This is a genomic window from Dickeya oryzae, from assembly GCF_009372235.1.
Classification (GTDB): Bacteria; Pseudomonadota; Gammaproteobacteria; order Enterobacterales; family Enterobacteriaceae; genus Dickeya; species Dickeya oryzae.
In genome coordinates, this window is sequence record NZ_SULL01000018.1 from 111,870 (window position 1) to 127,421 (window position 15,552).

Sequence of the window (15,552 nt, forward strand, 5' to 3'; positions counted from 1 at the left end):
CAACATGACCTTACCTTTACACCCAACTAACTGATGCAGAGACAACACCATGAAAAAGATAACCATCCTGGCCGCCGCGATGGCCTTCACGATGTCGTCCGGTCTGGCGCAGGCACAGAACGAACAGATTGTATTCAGTACTCCCAACCTGGCGATGCCTTTTGAAGTCCACATGCAACGCACTGCGGTCAAGGCTGCCAAAGAGCTGGGCGTGAACTTGCAGGTGTTGGATAGCCAGGGCAGTTCCCCGAAACAGGTGGCCGATCTGGAAAACGCCATCACTCGTGGGGCCCAGGGTTTTATCGTGTCACCGAATGATGTCAACGCGGTGTCCGGTGCGGTAACGGAAATTCAGGACGCCAAACTGCCGGTAGTCACGCTGGACCGTTCGGTGAAGACCGACAAGAAAGTGCCGCACTTCGGCGCGAATAACTACAAAGGTGGTCAGGCGATTGCCGACTTCGTCAAAGCGCGTTTTCCGAACGGTGCCGACATCGTGTTGCTGACCGGTCAGCCGGGGTCGTCATCGAACATCGAACGTACGCAGGGTATCCGCGACAGTCTGAAAGCGGGCGGCAGTAAGTACCGTCTGGTGGCGGATCAGACCGGCAACTGGATGCGTTCTGAAGGGATGCGCATTGTGGAAAGCGTGCTGCCGTCGCTGCCCAAACGCCCACAGGTGATTTTGTCGGCTAACGACGATATGGCGCTGGGGGCGATTGAAGCGCTGCAAAGCCAGGGGCTGAAGCCGGGTGATGTCATGGTGACCGGTTTTGACGCCGTACCGGAAGCGCTGGCGCGCGTGCGTGATGGCTGGATGGCGGTGACCGCTGATCAGCGCCCCGGCTATGCAGTCACGCAAGCGATGACGCAGTTGACCAACAATATTCGCACCAAGTCGGCGATCACCGGGGCGGACTACCCACCGACCATGATCAGCAAAGACAACCTGAACGATGCAGAACGTATCGGCGAAGCGGGCAAATAAGCGGACACACCACTCATTCACCGGCCGGGAGGCCGGTGATGAAGGAGGGCTATCCCATGACTGAACCCTTACTGGCTATTACCGATCTGGCCAAGAATTTCTCCGGCGTCTGGGCGCTGAACAAAGTGCAACTGACGGTGTTACCGGGGGAAATCCACGCGTTGCTGGGTGAGAACGGCGCGGGAAAATCCACCCTGCTCAAGGCACTGGCCGGGGCGCAACCCCAGACCAGCGGCGATATCCGCTTCAACGGTGAGCTGCTGTCACCGCAGGATTCGCCGGTAGCACGGCAAAACCGCGGCATCGTCACCATCTATCAGGAATTCAACCTGCTGCCCAACATGACGGTGGCGGAAAACCTATTTCTCGGCCGTGAATTACAGCGCAACCGGCTGTTTGTCGATGCGCAGGCGGTCAATCAGGAAGCCCGCACGGTACTGGAGTACCTGCAATTGAACATATCGCCGACCACGCAAGTGGCGCGGCTGAGCGTGGCGCAGCAACAGATGGTGGAAATCGCCCGTGCACTGACGCTGAATGCCCGCCTGATTGTGATGGATGAACCCTCCGCCGCGCTGAGCGACAGCGAGGTCGAGAGCCTGCACCGGGTGGTACGTGAACTCAAAGCGCGTGGTGTCAGCGTGATTTATGTCACGCACCGGTTGCATGAGGTGTTCCAACTGTGCGACCGCTTTACCGTCTTGCAGGATGGCCGTTACACCGGTTCCGGCAATGTGGCCGACATCGATGTGGCGGGCATCATCCGCATGATGGTCGGGCGCGATGTGGTGTTTACCCGTCGTCCGCCATCAGAAACCCATCATCAGGACAAGCCGGTGCGGCTGGCCGTGAAGGGGCTGTGCCGGGAAAAACCACCGCTCGACCCGCACGGTATCGCGCTCGATAGCATCGGTTTTCAGGTGCACGAGGGCGAGATCCTGGGGATCGCCGGGCTGGTGGGCGCCGGGCGTACCGAGGTGGCGCGCTGCCTGTTCGGCGCTGACCCGTTTACCTCCGGCGAGTTCTGGCTCGACGGACAGCCTTATCACCCGGTCGATCCGCTGCACGCGCTGGATCAAGGCATCGCGCTGGTACCGGAGGATCGCAAAAAAGAGGGTGCCGTGCTGGGGCTGTCTATCCGCAATAACCTGTCGCTTTCCAGCCTGTCGTCACTGTTGCGCTGGCGCTACTTCGTCGATACCCGCCGTGAGGACGACCTGATTGAATCTTACCGGCAGGCGTTGCGCATCAAGATGGTGGACAGCGAGCAGGAGGTGCGCAAGCTCTCTGGCGGCAACCAGCAGAAAGTGATTCTGGCGCGCTGTATGGCGCTCAACCCCCGGGTGTTGATTGTCGATGAGCCGACGCGCGGCATCGATGTCGGCACCAAGTCCGAAGTGCATCAGGTGCTGTTCGATATGGCAAAACGCGGCGTGGCGGTGATCGTGATTTCTTCCGACCTGCCAGAGGTGATGGCGATTTCCGATCGCATCATCACGTTGAGCGAAGGCCGGATGACCGGCGAACTGCACGGCGATGACGCTACGGAAGAGCGGCTGATGACCCTGATGGCCATCTGCCATGACGCACAACAGGCCGCATAACGGAGATACCATGAGCATGCAGCAACCCTTATCCCGTATTAAATTGCCGACGCCGACCAACGGCCGGGGACGTATCGACCCGATCGCCTTCTTCGAGCGTTTCGGTGTGTTGATTTTCATGATCCTGCTGCTGATCTTTTTCCAGTCGCAGAACAGCAACTTCCTGACGGAACGCAACATCACCAACATTCTTACTGAGGTGTCTATCTACGGCATCATGGCGGTGGGGATGACCTTCGTGATCCTGACGGCGGGCATCGATCTGTCGGTCGGGTCGATTCTGGCGGTGTGTGCCATGACCGCCGCCTATGTGATCAAAGGCGATAACTTCACCACGGTGGATGCACAAGCCTGGGGCGGCATGAGCTGGCTGGTGGGGATCGGCATCTGTCTGGCGATAGGCACGATCATCGGTTTTCTGCACGGCCTGGGTGTTACCCGCCTGCGGTTATCACCGTTCATCGTCACGCTGGGCGGCATGACCATCTGGCGTGGTCTGACGCTGGTCATCAACGACGGCGCGCCTATCGCCGGGTTTGATCCTGGCTACCGTTGGTGGGGCCGTGGTGAATTGCTCGGCGTCTCCATCCCTATCTGGATCTTCGCGTTGGTAGCGCTGATAGGCTGGCTGGCGCTGCATAAAACCCGCTGGGGACGCTTCGTGTATGCCATCGGCGGTAATACCGAAGCGGCACGACTGGCCGGGGTTAACGTGCAGCGGGTACTGGTCAGCGTTTACGTGGTGATCGGCGCGCTGGCGGGGCTGGCCGGTTTTATTCTCAGCGCGCGCTTAGGCAGCGCCGAGGCGGTGGCCGGTATCTCGTTCGAACTGCGGGTGATTGCGTCGGTGGTGATTGGCGGCACCTCGCTGATGGGGGGGTACGGGCGTATCAGCGGCACCATTATCGGTTCCGTCATTATGGGGATCCTGATTAACGGGCTGGTGCTGATGAATGTCTCGGCCTACTACCAGCAGATCATCACCGGGCTGATTATTGTGCTGGCAGTGGCGTTCGATACCTACGCCAAAAGCCGACGCGGCGCACTCTGACAGTGGGAGTGACAGTCATGAAACAGGTTCGAATCGGCCTTATCGGCACCGGTTACATCGGCCGCGCTCATGCCATCGCTTATGCGCAGGCACCAGTGGTGTATCCCCTTAAAGGGCAACTGGTGCGTGACATGCTGGCGGAAGTCTCGCCAGCGCTGGCAGAGCAACGCGCGCGTGAGATGGGGTTTGCCCGTTTCACCGGTGACTGGCAGGAACTGGTGGCTGACCCGGCCATCGACGTGGTGGATATCTGCGCGCCTAACTTTTTGCACCAGACCATGGCGATGGCGGCGATTCGCCACGGCAAACACGTCTATTCGGAAAAACCGCTGGCGCTGAATGCCGCCGAAGCACGCGAGATGGTGGATGCCGCGCGTCAGGCGGGGGTGAAAACGTTGGTCGGGTTTAACTACATGAAAAACCCGGCGGCACAGCTGGCGAAAGAGATTATCGCCCGCGGTGAAATCGGCGAGGTGACCCATTTCTACGGCACCCACAACGAAGACTATCTGGCCGACCCGAACAAACCGGCGGACTGGCACTGCTTCCGGCACACCGCCGGGTTAGGTGCACTGGGCGACGTGGGCGCGCACATCGTCAATATGGCCCACTACCTGGTGGGCGAGATCGCCGAGGTGTGCGGCGATTTGCACACGGTGGTGCCGCAGCGGCCGGTGAGTGCCGGGAGTGCGGATCGGGTCACGGTGGAAAACGAGGATCAGGCTCATGCCATGGTGCGTTTCGCCAGCGGCGCACGCGGGGTGATCGAAGCCTCGCGGGTGGCCTGTGGCCGCAAAATGGGGCTGAGTTATGTCGTTACCGGCACCCGTGGTGCCATCAGTTTTACCCAGGAGCGGATGGCGGAACTGAAGCTCTATCGGCATGACGACCCGGTAAACCGGCAGGGGTTCCAAACCTTGTTGATTGGGCCGCAGCACCCGGAATACGCCGCGTTTTGCGCCAGCGCCGGGCATGGTATCGGCTTTAACGATCAGAAAACCGTCGAGGTACGCGATCTTATCGACGGCATCGCCGCCGACCAGCCACTGTGGCCCGATTTTGAAGAAGGCTGGCGAGTCTCCCGGGTGTTGGACGCGATTGTGTTGTCGCATCAGGCTGCGCGCTGGGTGGCGGTACATGAGGTGGGATAAGTGGAATAAGTGGAATAAGTGGGATAACCGTCGGGCCGACGTGTTGTCGATTTCCCTTTTTGGCTGACAGGAATGGACGTAATGACTACGCAAAAGCAGTTTGATGTGATTTGCATGGGGCGGGTGGCGGTGGACCTGTACGGTCAGCAGATCGGCGCACGTCTCGAAGACATGGGCAGCTTCGCCAAGTATCTGGGCGGCTCTTCCGGTAATGTCGCCTACGGTACCGCCCGGCAGGGGCTGCGCTCGTCCATGCTGGCGCGGGTCGGCGATGAACACATGGGGCGCTTTCTGCGCGAAGAATTACAGCAAGTCGGCTGCGACACCAGCCATTTGATTACCGACCCGACGCGACTGACGGCGCTGGTACTGCTCGGTATCAAAGACCGGGAAACCTTTCCGCTGATTTTTTACCGTGATAACTGCGCCGATATGGCCATCACGCCGGAAGACGTCAGCGAGGAATACATCGCTTCATCGCGTTGTCTGGCGATCACCGGCACCCACTTGTCGCATCCCAATACCCGCGAGGCGGTATTAACCGCATTGCATTACGCCCGTCGCCACGGCGTGAAAACAGTGCTGGATATCGATTATCGGCCGGTGCTGTGGGGGTTGACCTCGCCAGGCGACGGCGAAACCCGTTTTATTGAATCGGCGGCGGTGACGGCACAGTTGCAACAGGTACTGAACCTGTTTGACCTGATTGTTGGCACCGAAGAGGAGTTTCATATTGCCGGTGGCAGCACCGATACCCTGCAGGCGTTGCGGCAGGTGCGGGCGCATACCGCCGCGGAACTGGTGTGTAAGCGTGGCCCACTGGGCTGTTCGGTATTCACCGGCGCTATTCCGGCGTCGCTGGATGATGGCATTACCGTGCAAGGTGTGCGCGTTGACGTGCTCAATGTGCTGGGGGCGGGCGATGCGTTCATGTCTGGTCTGTTGCGAGGTTATCTCAGCGGCGAAGGCTGGGAAAAAGCCTGTGCTTACGCCAATGCCTGTGGTGCGCTGGTGGTATCACGCCACGGCTGCGCTCCGGCGATGCCGAGCCGCATCGAACTGGATAACTATCTGGCGCGGGCGCATGCGGTGCCAAGGCCAGACCTGGACCCGGAACTGAACCACCTGCATCGCGTCACCACCCGTCGGCAGCACTGGGAGGAGCTGTGCGTGATCGCCTTCGATCACCGTATCCAACTGGAAGAGATGGCGCTGGCGTGTGGTGCTGAGCGCAGCCGGATCCCGCTGCTCAAACAGTTGATTCTCAACGCCAGCCAGCAGGCAGCGGAGCAGGCCGGGTTGCTGGGCTCCGCCGGGTCGCCCGACAGAGCCGGATTAGCCCCCGGCAAAGCCGGATTACTGTGCGATGGCACCTTCGGGCAGGACGCGCTGAATACCATTACCGGGCAAGGCTGGTGGATCGGTCGCCCAATCGAACTGCCAGGTTCACGCCCACTGGCGCTGGAGCACGGCAACATTGGGTCGCAACTGGTGAGCTGGCCGCTGGAGCAGGTGGTGAAATGTCTGGTGTTCTTCCACCCGGAAGACGACAGCCCGTTACGGCTGGCGCAGGAGCGGCAGGTGAGTGAGGTCTATCGCGCCTGTTGCCAGTCGGGTCATGAACTGTTGCTGGAGGTGATCCTCCCTGCCGATATGCCGCGCAGCGATGACCTGTACCTGCGGGCGATTCAGCGGTTTTACAACCTTGGCGTCAGGCCGGACTGGTGGAAGCTACCGCCGCTGTCGGCCAGCGGCTGGCAACGGCTGGAAGCGTTACTGGCCGAGCGCGACCCCTATTGCCGTGGTGTGGTGATCCTCGGGTTGGATGCGCCGATCGAGACGTTACGTCAGGGGTTCAACGCCGCCGCGGGTCAATCGGTGGTGAAAGGCTTTGCGGTGGGACGAACACTGTTTGCCCAACCAGCGCAGCAATGGCTGCGTGGTGACATCGACGATCAGCAGTTGATCGCCGACATCAAAGATAACTACTTGCACCTGATCGCCCTGTGGCGTCAGCGCGGCTAACTCCATTAATTCTGAGCAGAGGGAATCGAAATGAGCGTTCAACTGGGTATTAATCCGCTGACCTGGACCAATGACGACCTGCCATCGCTGGGCGCGGAAACCCCGCTGGAAACCTGCCTGAGCGAGGGGCGTGAGGCCGGTTTCGCCGGGTTTGAACTGGGCAACAAGTTTCCGCGTCAGTCCAGCGTGCTGGGGCCGATTCTGCAACAGCACGGGCTGCGTCTGGTCTCTGGCTGGTATTCCGGCCAACTGCTGACCCGCTCGGTAGCAGAGGAAATCGCTGCCGTACAAGACCACCTCAACCTGCTACGGGAATTAGGTGCTACCGTACTGGTGTTCGCTGAGGTGACCGGCGCGATTCACGGCGAGCAAGGCACACCGGTGCATTTACGTCCGCGTTTCCCGGCGGCGCGCTGGCAGGAGTACGGTGAGAAGCTCAGCGAATTCGCCCGTTATACCCAGCAGCAGGGGGTGCAAATCGCTTATCACCACCATATGGGGACGGTGATTGAAAGCGCCGACGACGTAGACCAGTTGATGACCCATACCGGGCCGGAGGTCGGGTTGCTGCTGGATACCGGCCATCTCACCTTTGCCGGTGCTGACCCGCTGGCGGTGGCGCAACGCTGGGCGGCGCGCATCAACCACGTGCATTGCAAAGATATTCGCCCTGAGGTGCTCAAAGACGTGAAAAACCGCAAAACCAGTTTTCTGGATGCAGTGCTGAGTGGGGTGTTCACCGTGCCGGGTGACGGCTGTGTCGACTACCCGTCGCTGTTCCAACTGCTAAAAGCGCAGGATTATCAGGGCTGGCTGGTGGTGGAAGCCGAACAGGACCCGGCAGTGGCGCATCCGCTGACTTACGCGACGTTGGGATTCAATAACCTGCAGCGCTTCGCCCGCGATGCCGGTTTGATCTGACGGTTGCAGCCAGGAGGTGGGTCATGTCTGAATTACTGTCTCGTTATCATGCGCCGGATGAGCAAGGGTGTATCCAACAGATTACCCCGGCTCGTGCGGGGTGGCGTCATGTCGGATTTGAGGTTTACCAGCTATCGACTGGAGCAACGCTGTCACTGCCTGCGGTGGCGCAGGAACGTTGTCTGGTGCTGGTTGGCGGCCGGGCGACGGTGATAACACCGCAGGCGCGCTTTGAACATATCGGCGAACGCATGAACCCGTTCGAGCGCAAGAAACCCTGGGCGGTGTACGTCACGCCGCGGGAAACGGTGACGGTGATAGCCGACACTCCGCTGGAACTGGCGGTCTGTGCCGCGCCGGGCGCCGGGAACCATCCTACCCGCTTGATTGCGCCGCAGGATATCGGTGCCGAAGCGCGTGGTGCCGGGCGCAACCGCCGCTTCGTGCACAACATTTTGCCGGAGGACAAAGCGGCGGACAGTCTGCTGGTGGTTGAGGTTTACACCGACGAAGGCTGTACCAGCTCTTACCCCAGCCATAAACATGATGTCGATAATCCGCCGCAGGAAACGTATCTGGAAGAGACGTACTATCACCGGCTCAACCCGCCGCAGGGGTTCTGTCTGCAACGGGTGTATACCGAGGATCGCTCGCTGGACGAGTGCATGGCGGTGTACGACCGGGATGTGGTGATGGTGCCGCGTGGTTACCACCCGGTAGCGACGCTGGCGGGCTACGACAGCTACTATCTCAACGTGATGGCCGGGCCGGTGCGCCAGTGGCGCTTTAGCTGGGAGCAGGATCACCAGTGGGTGAACAGCGCGGAATATGCCGCAAAACACAGCGGGTGAGATGATGTATGAGGCTTTTTATCGTGCAGATAACATCTTGAGTTTAAAGTGAGAGGTTTTTCCAGCGTCAAAAACTGTGCTGAGGTGGACGACTTCGCCGGATGCGCGGCAGGGAAGCCGCGCAAGCTCGTGCCGTGTTGGGAACACGTCACGAGCGGTCCGAACAGCGAAGGCGAACGCCGAAGGGACCGCGCAGCGGCACAGTTTAGCCCCTAGCCAGTGGTCAAGGAGAGGCGGCGTTTGAGCCTCTCCTTGTCGTGCGTGCGATGACGTTGCAAAGGGACAACGGACGTTATCACGCACGAAACTTTTCCACTGCCCTGACATAAATCTGCCAGTAATAAAACACCCGGCTGTTGTTCAACAGCCAGTCCAGGTTTAATACCCCTGCCGTGCTTTTCTGACTTCTTCCCCTAGCTGCCATACCGCCATCGCGTATTGCACGCTGTGGTTGTAACGGGTGATGGCGTAGAAGTTCGGCAGACCGTACCAGAACTGGTAGTAGCTCCCCATATCGAGGCGCAGCAGACTGGCTTCCTGATAGCCACCCAGTGATGCGGTCGGGCGTAGCCCGGCTGCGGCCAGCGTTGACAGGGAATAACGGGTTTTAAAGCCGGTTTCCAGCGAGAAAGTCTGACCGCTGGCGGGTATGGCGACCTGTTGGTTCGGTTGCCAGCCGTTTGATTTGAAGTAGTTGGCGACGCTGCCGATGGCGTCCACCGGGTCCCACAGGTTGGCGATGCCGTCGCCGTTGAAATCCACCGCGTATTTCTTGAACGCCGATGGCATGAACTGACCGTAGCCCATCGCACCGGCAAACGAACCACGCAGCGATAACGGGTCAAAGCCGTCTTCCCGCGCCATCAGCAGAAAGTACTCCAGCTCGCTTTGGAAGTACTCCGCACGGCGTGGGTAAGCGAAGGACAATGTCGCCAGCGCATCCAGAATGCGGGTTTTACCCATCACCCGGCCCCAGCGGGTTTCTACCCCGATAATACCGACGATGATCTCCGGCGGCACACCGTAGACCTGCTGGGCGCGCGCCAGTGCATCCTGATACTGGTTCCAGAATGCGACACCGTTTTGCACGTTATCCGGGGTGATGAACTGCTTGCGGTAACGCAGCCAGGAGCCATTGGGAATGTTGGATGGGGTGGCGGTGGACGGCGCGGGTGCCTGCTTGTCCATGAGTCTTATCACCCAGTCCAGCCGCTGCGCTTGCGCCAGCACATCGTGCAACTGCTGGCGCTCGAAGCCATACTGCCGCACCATCTTGTCTACGAAGCGGTCCACGTCCGGGCTGTTGGCAAAATCGCCGTTAGTCAGCAGGCCACCAGAATGGCCGGGAGATAACAGAAAACCACCGGAAGGGGCCGTGGAAGGGGGAGTACCGATAATTTCAGCCCCAGCGGGCTCAGCGGATTTATTGCTGCAGGCGGACAGCGCCAACAACAGCGGGAGAACAGCAACCAGGCGACGCATCAGATATCCATATAATTCTGTCAAAAACAACGTGGCGGCCATGGTAGCGCAACGTCCAGAGGGAAAAAACCGAATTGTGGCGCACTGGCACACAATGGGTTATCTGTCAGTCGGGACATCGCTGCCAGTCACGACCATGGCGCAGGCCGGGATGAGACAGGGATAAAAACATGGTGGAATATTGTGATGATTGTCACGAAAATAGCCGGTAAGAAAAGTCGGGCTGGCGTCGCCAGCGACAGCAACCGGCACTGTTTCACCCGCACAGGGACATTACATGAACGTGATTGGAATTATTATGTCATCGGGGAAGGCCTCCGTTGACGTTGCACTGTATACACTGTTGCCGATTATGGTGGTGATGCTGGTCATCATGCGTTTTCTGGAAGTGAAAGGTGTTGTCGATGCGCTGGTTCGCTGGATGGCACCGATTCTCAAGCCGTTTGGGCTCACCGGGATGAGCACCTTCGCGCTGATACAGCTCAATTTCGTCAGTTTCGCCGCGCCGCTCGCCACCTTGCCGATGATGGAAAAACGTGGCGTCTCCGATCGCCACATGGCGGCGACGCTGGCGATGGTGTTTGCGATGGGGCAGGGCAACGTGTTTTATCCGCTGACGCCGTTTGGTCTGCACTGGGCGGGGGCGATTGTCATCTCGATTGTCGGTGGACTGGCTGCCGCTGCGCTGACCTATCATGTGCTGGGGCGCAGATTGTCTGTCGCAGAGAGTCAGCGTTCCAGCGAGATGGCGGCGGATGAACCCACCGCCCGAGGCCTCATCGGCATTATTAACAGTGCCGGGGCGGATGCCATCCGTCTGGCGCTGGGGTCGGTGCCGATGCTGATCCTCTCCATGACGATCGTTGGCATACTGGAAGCGGCGGGCGCGGTGACGGCACTTGAGCACTTTTTCTCGCCACTGCTGGCTGCCGCGCATATTTCTCCGGTGTTCGTGTTGCCGACGCTGGTGAAATGTCTGGCGGGCGGTACCGCTTATTTTGGTGTGGTGTCGGACTTGATGCAGCAAGGCAAGATGACCGCCAGCCAGATCAACGCTTCGGCCGGTTTACTGATTCAGACCTTTGATTTACCGGGGATCGGTATTTTTCTTGGTGTGGGCTCCCGCTTTACTCGCCTGTTTCGTTATGCCGCATTGGGGGCACTGTTCGGTATTGCCGTCAGAACAGTGCTGCATGTGGTGGTGTTTTAGCGGATGTCGCGTACTGTTGCGTGACACCCTCGGCATTTAACTGAGGGTGCTCCCGCACTGTGCGCAGAACTTTGCACCGGCCTGTACTGACGTGCCGCATTGTGGACAGGCTGCCGGTACCAGTGAGACGCCACACTGTTGGCAAAATCGCGCGTTAGGGACATTGAGTGCACGGCATTGCGGGCAACTTATACCGTTTGGGTTCCCGGCTGGGTTGGTGTTCTGAGAGTGGTGATGATCAGTGTGATGATCGCTGTGATGATGCCCGTGGTGACTTTGCCCATGATGACCGCCCAGCAACTTATCGAAAATACCCATGAAGACCTCCGTATGCGCCTTTTGAATGGCTTGTTGAATGACCTGACTTACTCACCCTGATGTGGTGTGGCTATCAGCATGTGATGTGCGATCTATTCAACACCCTATAGTTACTACAGGGTCAAGTGATGGTTGAAGCGATGAAGAAGAGATGGTCGGCACTACGGCATGTTATTTTTCCCGGCCTCGTTGCAGGCCGGGTGTAATACGTTGAGTGCAAGGAGGCAAGGAGAAACACGTGAAGGGATAGCCGATTCCCCCCAATTATTCTTTTTTAAATCCATATCCCCAAAATACCGCGTCTTGATGCGCAAAAACGTACCGTCATTGATGATATTTTGCAGGCCCTGATTAAAAAGTTATTGGGTTTCCGTATCCCCTTTGCGCATGCCGTAGGCTGAACCGATGCTGAATAATCCGTCATCCGTGATTTCCAGCCCCTTTAATTCAAAATCTTTACCTTGTGGGGTCTTTAGAAAACCGAAGATCAAGGACACGGACGGACACAGCGCATCGTCAACCCTTCCGGCGCGTAAATCTTCATAGATGGCGTCCTGATCAGGATAGCTTTTCACGCTGACCCCGGCGGTTAACCAGTATTTGTTGGCGTAGGTTTCCTGAATGGTGCCTTGCTGTACGGCGACATTGGAACTAAAACGGGTGTGCTTACAGGATCGTTTCGGACAATTGAAGGAACAAAAAAGCCCGCAGAGCTTACGCTAGCGGGCTTTCAGGACTTCATCGGATGACTCTGGTAATCACCGATGGAGAATTTTGGTGGGCTGGGGTCTCTGTAGTTCATGATGTATTTAATTGATTATAAATATTTTTATTTTATTTTTTCTGGTTGAGGGTTCAATAAAGGAACCATAAAACGAAGCGCTATAACCATATGGGCACCGAGCTATTTGCCAGGTTGACAGTTCTACCTGTCAGTACATCAGTGCGTTGGACTTATTATAAATTAGATTGTTACTGAACCCTATACTCTGTCTTCTTGTTTACCAATGCCCAGGCTGTACTGATTCTGTTCGCGAGAATGTTAAGCGATTGGAGGGCGGCGTGACCACAAAGGTAGTATGTGAAGGTAGAGGTAATCCCCCTAACACAGCAGCTGGCTATAGCCGCATAGTGTTCCTACTTCCGAGAGGTGATAAAAATGTGGGGATTACCATGTACTTCATATAGGTTCTTCATAACCATTAAATTGCTATAAGCAGTTTTTCCCTAGTGTGGAATCAACAATTTCTAATTTTCCTTTCCAGTTTATTTCCATCGTTATCAAAGTATCGACTGGGCCAGATTTCGGCGGGCTCTACACCGAGTGCATCGGCAATCAGTTTTTCGCCTTTCGGCCAAGAGCGCGTGAGTGCGTTAGCGAGAGTAGAGGAGCTCAGTCCTGCTTGTCGGGACAACGCAGCCAATGAGGTGTGTTTTTTACGAAGGCCTGCAATGATATCGGCGTTATGCCAGTCCTGCTTATTCATCGTCATAGGATTAACCCTGAGTCTAATGCTGGTGGCGATTCAGACAGGGTTTGCAGTACCGGCCATGTTTCCAAGTTCCGGCGAGGACGAATCCTCCCCTGCCTGAACCGCCATAACGGACGTACTCAGGCACACCAGCGTATGAACGCTGATGGGAAACATGGTTTGGGGCTGCAAATCCCCGCCAATGGATTTTGCCAAAGGCCTAAGCAAGATAAGTGAAAAATGCGCTGTAATAAAGAGATTTAAGTGCTTTCTGTTATTTTTATAATTATTAGCCGGATTAATGATTGGTTTTTCTTTAACTATATTTATGAATTAATCGCTGTGACCTTTCAAGGGCGTTTTCATCTCAAGTGTTAAGTAAAAATATCAGAATAAGTGCGAAGCGCAGGCAATTTCTTGCTCAGATTTTAGAACAATCCGACTGTTCAGGCATGTTTTGCAAATGATCGTCATCGTTTTTGGGGGGGCTGAGCAATTTTTTGCTCAAATTTGACTTAGGGAAAATGGCGATATTATTTTTCCCTTTAAAAACAATGCAATAAAAATTGGCATGGTCATTGCTTCGTAAGCGGTGAGGTCACACTAACCGTTCAACAACAAGGAGCAAGACTATGCCAACCCCATGTTATATCAGCATCGAAGGTAAAACGCAGGGCAACATCACTGCCGGTGCCTTCACCTCCGACTCCGTCGGCAACATCTACGTGCAGGGTCACGAAGACGAGATGCTGGTGCAGGAATTCAAACACATCGTCACCGTCCCGACCGACCCGCAGTCCGGCCAGCCTGCCGGTCAGCGCGTACACAAGCCGTTCAAGTTCACCGTCGCGCTGAACAAGGCCGTCCCGCTGCTGTATAACGCGCTGGCCTCCGGTGAAATGCTGCCGACCGTGACCCTGAAATGGTACCGCACCTCTGTCGAAGGCAAGCAGGAGCATTTCTTCACCACCAAACTGACCGACGCCACCATCGTCGACATCAACAACCAGATGCCGCACTGCCAGGACCCGTCCAAGCAGGATTACACCCAGCTGATCGAAGTGTCGCTGGCGTACCGCAAAATCGACTGGGAACACACCGTGGCCGGGACTTCCGGCTCTGACGACTGGCGCGCGCCGATCGAAGCGTAATGGCCATCAACCCGGACTCCGGTCCGGGTGTTGTCGTTTTCAGCCTGCCCTGAGCGATGAAAGGGGTCATCGCTGAGTGCGGACGCAGACAGGGAATAAGGAGAACGTCAGGTGGCCAACAGTACCGGATTGCAGTTTACCGTGAAGGTCGGCGCGTTGCCGGACACCACCTTCGCGGTGGTGGATTTTGAGCTGAGCGAGGCGCTGAACCAGCCGTTTGCGCTGTCGCTCAATCTGGCCAGCAGCCAGCCCGGCATCGATTTTGGCGCGGTGCTGGACCAGCCATGCGAGCTGCTGGTGTGGTACGAAGGCGAACTGCAACGCCGGGTCAGCGGTATCGTCAGCCGCTTTGCCCAGGGCGACACCGGTTTTCGCCGCACGCGTTATCAGGCCGAGGTGCGTCCGGCACTGTGGCGGCTCGGTCTGCGCACCAACGCCCGCATCTTCCAGACCCAGAAGCCGGACGCGATTATCAGTACCCTGCTGGAAGAAGCCGGAATTACCGATTACGCCTTCGCCCTGCGCCACGACCACGCGGTGCGTGAATACTGCGTGCAGTACCGCGAAAGCGACCTGGCGTTCATCCACCGGCTGGCGGCAGAAGAAGGGCTGTTCTACTTTCACGAATTTGAGGCTGGCAAGCACCGGGTGGTGTTCGCCGATGACGCCGGTGCGCTGACCAAAGGCCCCGAGCTGTTCTTCAACCTCGCCACGCAGGGGCTGAGCGAGGGCGCTTACGTGCGCCGTTTCCGTTATGCCGAGGCGGTGAGTACCGCTGAGGTGGCGCTGAAGGACTACAGCTTCAAGACCCCAGCCTACGGGCTGCTGCATAACAGGATGAGCAGCGAGCTGGACCATCAGCGCGAGTCCTACCAGCACTTTGATTATCCCGGCCGTTTCAAGCAGGACCCGAGCGGCAAGGCGTTTACTGGCTACCGGCTGGACGCGCTGCGAGCCGGGGCAATGACCGGGGCGGGCGAATCCAACGCCGCCGAACTGATGCCGGGTGGCACCTTTACCCTCACCGAGCACCCGAACCCGGCATTCAACCTGGCCTGGCAGGTGGTGGCGGTGACCCACAGCGGGCAGCAGCCGCAGGCGCTGGAAGAAGAGAGCGGCGGCGAGCCGACCACCATCAGCAACAGTTTCGAGGTGGTGAAAGCCACCACCACCTGGCGGGCGGCCATGCCGTACAAGCCGATGGTGGACGGCCCGCAGATTGCCACCGTGGTCGGCCCGGCGGGCGAAGAAATTTACTGCGACGAGTTTGGCCGGGTGAAGCTGCAGTTCCCGTGGGACCGCTACGGTGCCAGCGACGACCAGAGCTC

General features: G+C 57.9%; 13 protein-coding genes and 1 pseudogene. 10 read left to right on the top strand and 4 right to left on the bottom strand.

Features of this window, described 5'->3' with window-relative positions; genetic code table 11:
- Positions 1-49: 49 nt before the first annotated feature.
- From FAZ14_RS19195 to iolB, 7 genes are all read left to right on the top strand, one after another.
- Positions 50-988, top strand: a complete 939-nt coding sequence (locus tag FAZ14_RS19195) for a substrate-binding domain-containing protein (protein ID WP_153509027.1) — start codon at positions 50-52, stop codon at positions 986-988.
- 56 nt (positions 989-1,044) lie between these two features.
- The gene (locus tag FAZ14_RS19200) at positions 1,045-2,592 is read left to right on the top strand and encodes a sugar ABC transporter ATP-binding protein (RefSeq protein WP_016943667.1); all 1,548 of its coding nucleotides are present in this window, start codon (positions 1,045-1,047) and stop codon (positions 2,590-2,592) included.
- Between the two features lie 16 nt (positions 2,593-2,608).
- Positions 2,609-3,643 (top strand): ABC transporter permease, encoded by a 1,035-nt coding sequence (locus tag FAZ14_RS19205; RefSeq protein ID WP_153509034.1) that lies wholly within the window; start codon positions 2,609-2,611, stop codon positions 3,641-3,643.
- Positions 3,644-3,660: 17 nt separating this feature from the next.
- The gene (locus FAZ14_RS19210) at positions 3,661-4,794 is read left to right on the top strand and encodes a Gfo/Idh/MocA family protein (protein WP_038925594.1); all 1,134 of its coding nucleotides are present in this window, start codon (positions 3,661-3,663) and stop codon (positions 4,792-4,794) included.
- Between the two features lie 81 nt (positions 4,795-4,875).
- Positions 4,876-6,819 (top strand): bifunctional 5-dehydro-2-deoxygluconokinase/5-dehydro-2-deoxyphosphogluconate aldolase, encoded by a 1,944-nt coding sequence (locus FAZ14_RS19215; protein ID WP_153509028.1) that lies wholly within the window; start codon positions 4,876-4,878, stop codon positions 6,817-6,819.
- Positions 6,820-6,849: 30 nt separating this feature from the next.
- Positions 6,850-7,740, top strand: a complete 891-nt coding sequence (iolE, locus tag FAZ14_RS19220) for a myo-inosose-2 dehydratase (RefSeq protein ID WP_153509029.1) — start codon at positions 6,850-6,852, stop codon at positions 7,738-7,740.
- A gap of 23 nt (positions 7,741-7,763) precedes the next feature.
- A complete protein-coding gene (gene iolB / locus FAZ14_RS19225) occupies positions 7,764-8,591 on the top strand; it encodes a 5-deoxy-glucuronate isomerase (protein ID WP_016943662.1) in 828 nt (275 codons plus the stop codon).
- A gap of 378 nt (positions 8,592-8,969) precedes the next feature.
- Here iolB and mltB read toward each other — a convergent pair whose 3' ends face one another.
- Positions 8,970-10,073, bottom strand: coding sequence for a lytic murein transglycosylase B (gene mltB / locus FAZ14_RS19230; RefSeq protein ID WP_029456442.1), 1,104 nt, complete (start codon positions 10,071-10,073; stop codon positions 8,970-8,972).
- A 277-nt stretch (positions 10,074-10,350) separates the two neighbouring features.
- Between mltB and FAZ14_RS19235 the strand changes: the two genes are divergently transcribed.
- Positions 10,351-11,283, top strand: coding sequence for a nucleoside recognition domain-containing protein (locus tag FAZ14_RS19235; RefSeq protein ID WP_153509030.1), 933 nt, complete (start codon positions 10,351-10,353; stop codon positions 11,281-11,283).
- Positions 11,284-11,319: 36 nt separating this feature from the next.
- On the opposite strand, the gene FAZ14_RS20505 is transcribed toward FAZ14_RS19235, so the two are convergent.
- The 3 genes and pseudogenes from FAZ14_RS20505 to FAZ14_RS19250 form a co-directional block, all read right to left on the bottom strand.
- Positions 11,320-11,601, bottom strand: coding sequence for a double zinc ribbon domain-containing protein (locus FAZ14_RS20505; protein ID WP_071526213.1), 282 nt, complete (start codon positions 11,599-11,601; stop codon positions 11,320-11,322).
- 275 nt (positions 11,602-11,876) lie between these two features.
- Positions 11,877-12,248: pseudogene (locus FAZ14_RS19245) on the bottom strand (type 2 periplasmic-binding domain-containing protein); the annotation flags it as partial.
- A gap of 591 nt (positions 12,249-12,839) precedes the next feature.
- The gene (locus FAZ14_RS19250; protein ID WP_153509035.1) at positions 12,840-13,088 is read right to left on the bottom strand and encodes a helix-turn-helix domain-containing protein; all 249 of its coding nucleotides are present in this window, start codon (positions 13,086-13,088) and stop codon (positions 12,840-12,842) included.
- Positions 13,089-13,705: 617 nt separating this feature from the next.
- Between FAZ14_RS19250 and FAZ14_RS19255 the strand changes: the two genes are divergently transcribed.
- Both FAZ14_RS19255 and tssI read left to right on the top strand, forming a co-directional pair.
- Complete coding sequence (locus FAZ14_RS19255) at positions 13,706-14,224, top strand: Hcp family type VI secretion system effector (protein ID WP_012883992.1); 519 nt, start codon at positions 13,706-13,708, stop codon at positions 14,222-14,224.
- A 111-nt stretch (positions 14,225-14,335) separates the two neighbouring features.
- The coding region (tssI, locus tag FAZ14_RS19260; protein ID WP_153509031.1) for a type VI secretion system tip protein TssI/VgrG at positions 14,336-15,552 on the top strand (1,217 nt) is incomplete at its 3' end.

What these genes read in the sequence shown, in the direction of transcription:
- FAZ14_RS19195 (WP_153509027.1), top strand. Translation starts at nt 50, where the DNA reads ATGAAAAAGATAACCATCCTGGCCGCCGCGATGGCCTTCACGATGTCG.
- FAZ14_RS19235 (WP_153509030.1), top strand. Translation starts at nt 10,351, where the DNA reads ATGAACGTGATTGGAATTATTATGTCATCGGGGAAGGCCTCCGTTGAC.
- FAZ14_RS19200 (WP_016943667.1), top strand. Translation starts at nt 1,045, where the DNA reads ATGACTGAACCCTTACTGGCTATTACCGATCTGGCCAAGAATTTCTCC.
- FAZ14_RS19250 (WP_153509035.1), bottom strand. Translation starts at nt 13,088, where the DNA reads ATGAATAAGCAGGACTGGCATAACGCCGATATCATTGCAGGCCTTCGT.
- mltB (WP_029456442.1), bottom strand. Translation starts at nt 10,073, where the DNA reads ATGCGTCGCCTGGTTGCTGTTCTCCCGCTGTTGTTGGCGCTGTCCGCC.
- FAZ14_RS19215 (WP_153509028.1), top strand. Translation starts at nt 4,876, where the DNA reads ATGACTACGCAAAAGCAGTTTGATGTGATTTGCATGGGGCGGGTGGCG.
- FAZ14_RS19205 (WP_153509034.1), top strand. Translation starts at nt 2,609, where the DNA reads ATGCAGCAACCCTTATCCCGTATTAAATTGCCGACGCCGACCAACGGC.
- FAZ14_RS19210 (WP_038925594.1), top strand. Translation starts at nt 3,661, where the DNA reads ATGAAACAGGTTCGAATCGGCCTTATCGGCACCGGTTACATCGGCCGC.
- iolE (WP_153509029.1), top strand. Translation starts at nt 6,850, where the DNA reads ATGAGCGTTCAACTGGGTATTAATCCGCTGACCTGGACCAATGACGAC.
- iolB (WP_016943662.1), top strand. Translation starts at nt 7,764, where the DNA reads ATGTCTGAATTACTGTCTCGTTATCATGCGCCGGATGAGCAAGGGTGT.
- FAZ14_RS19255 (WP_012883992.1), top strand. Translation starts at nt 13,706, where the DNA reads ATGCCAACCCCATGTTATATCAGCATCGAAGGTAAAACGCAGGGCAAC.
- FAZ14_RS20505 (WP_071526213.1), bottom strand. Translation starts at nt 11,601, where the DNA reads ATGGGTATTTTCGATAAGTTGCTGGGCGGTCATCATGGGCAAAGTCAC.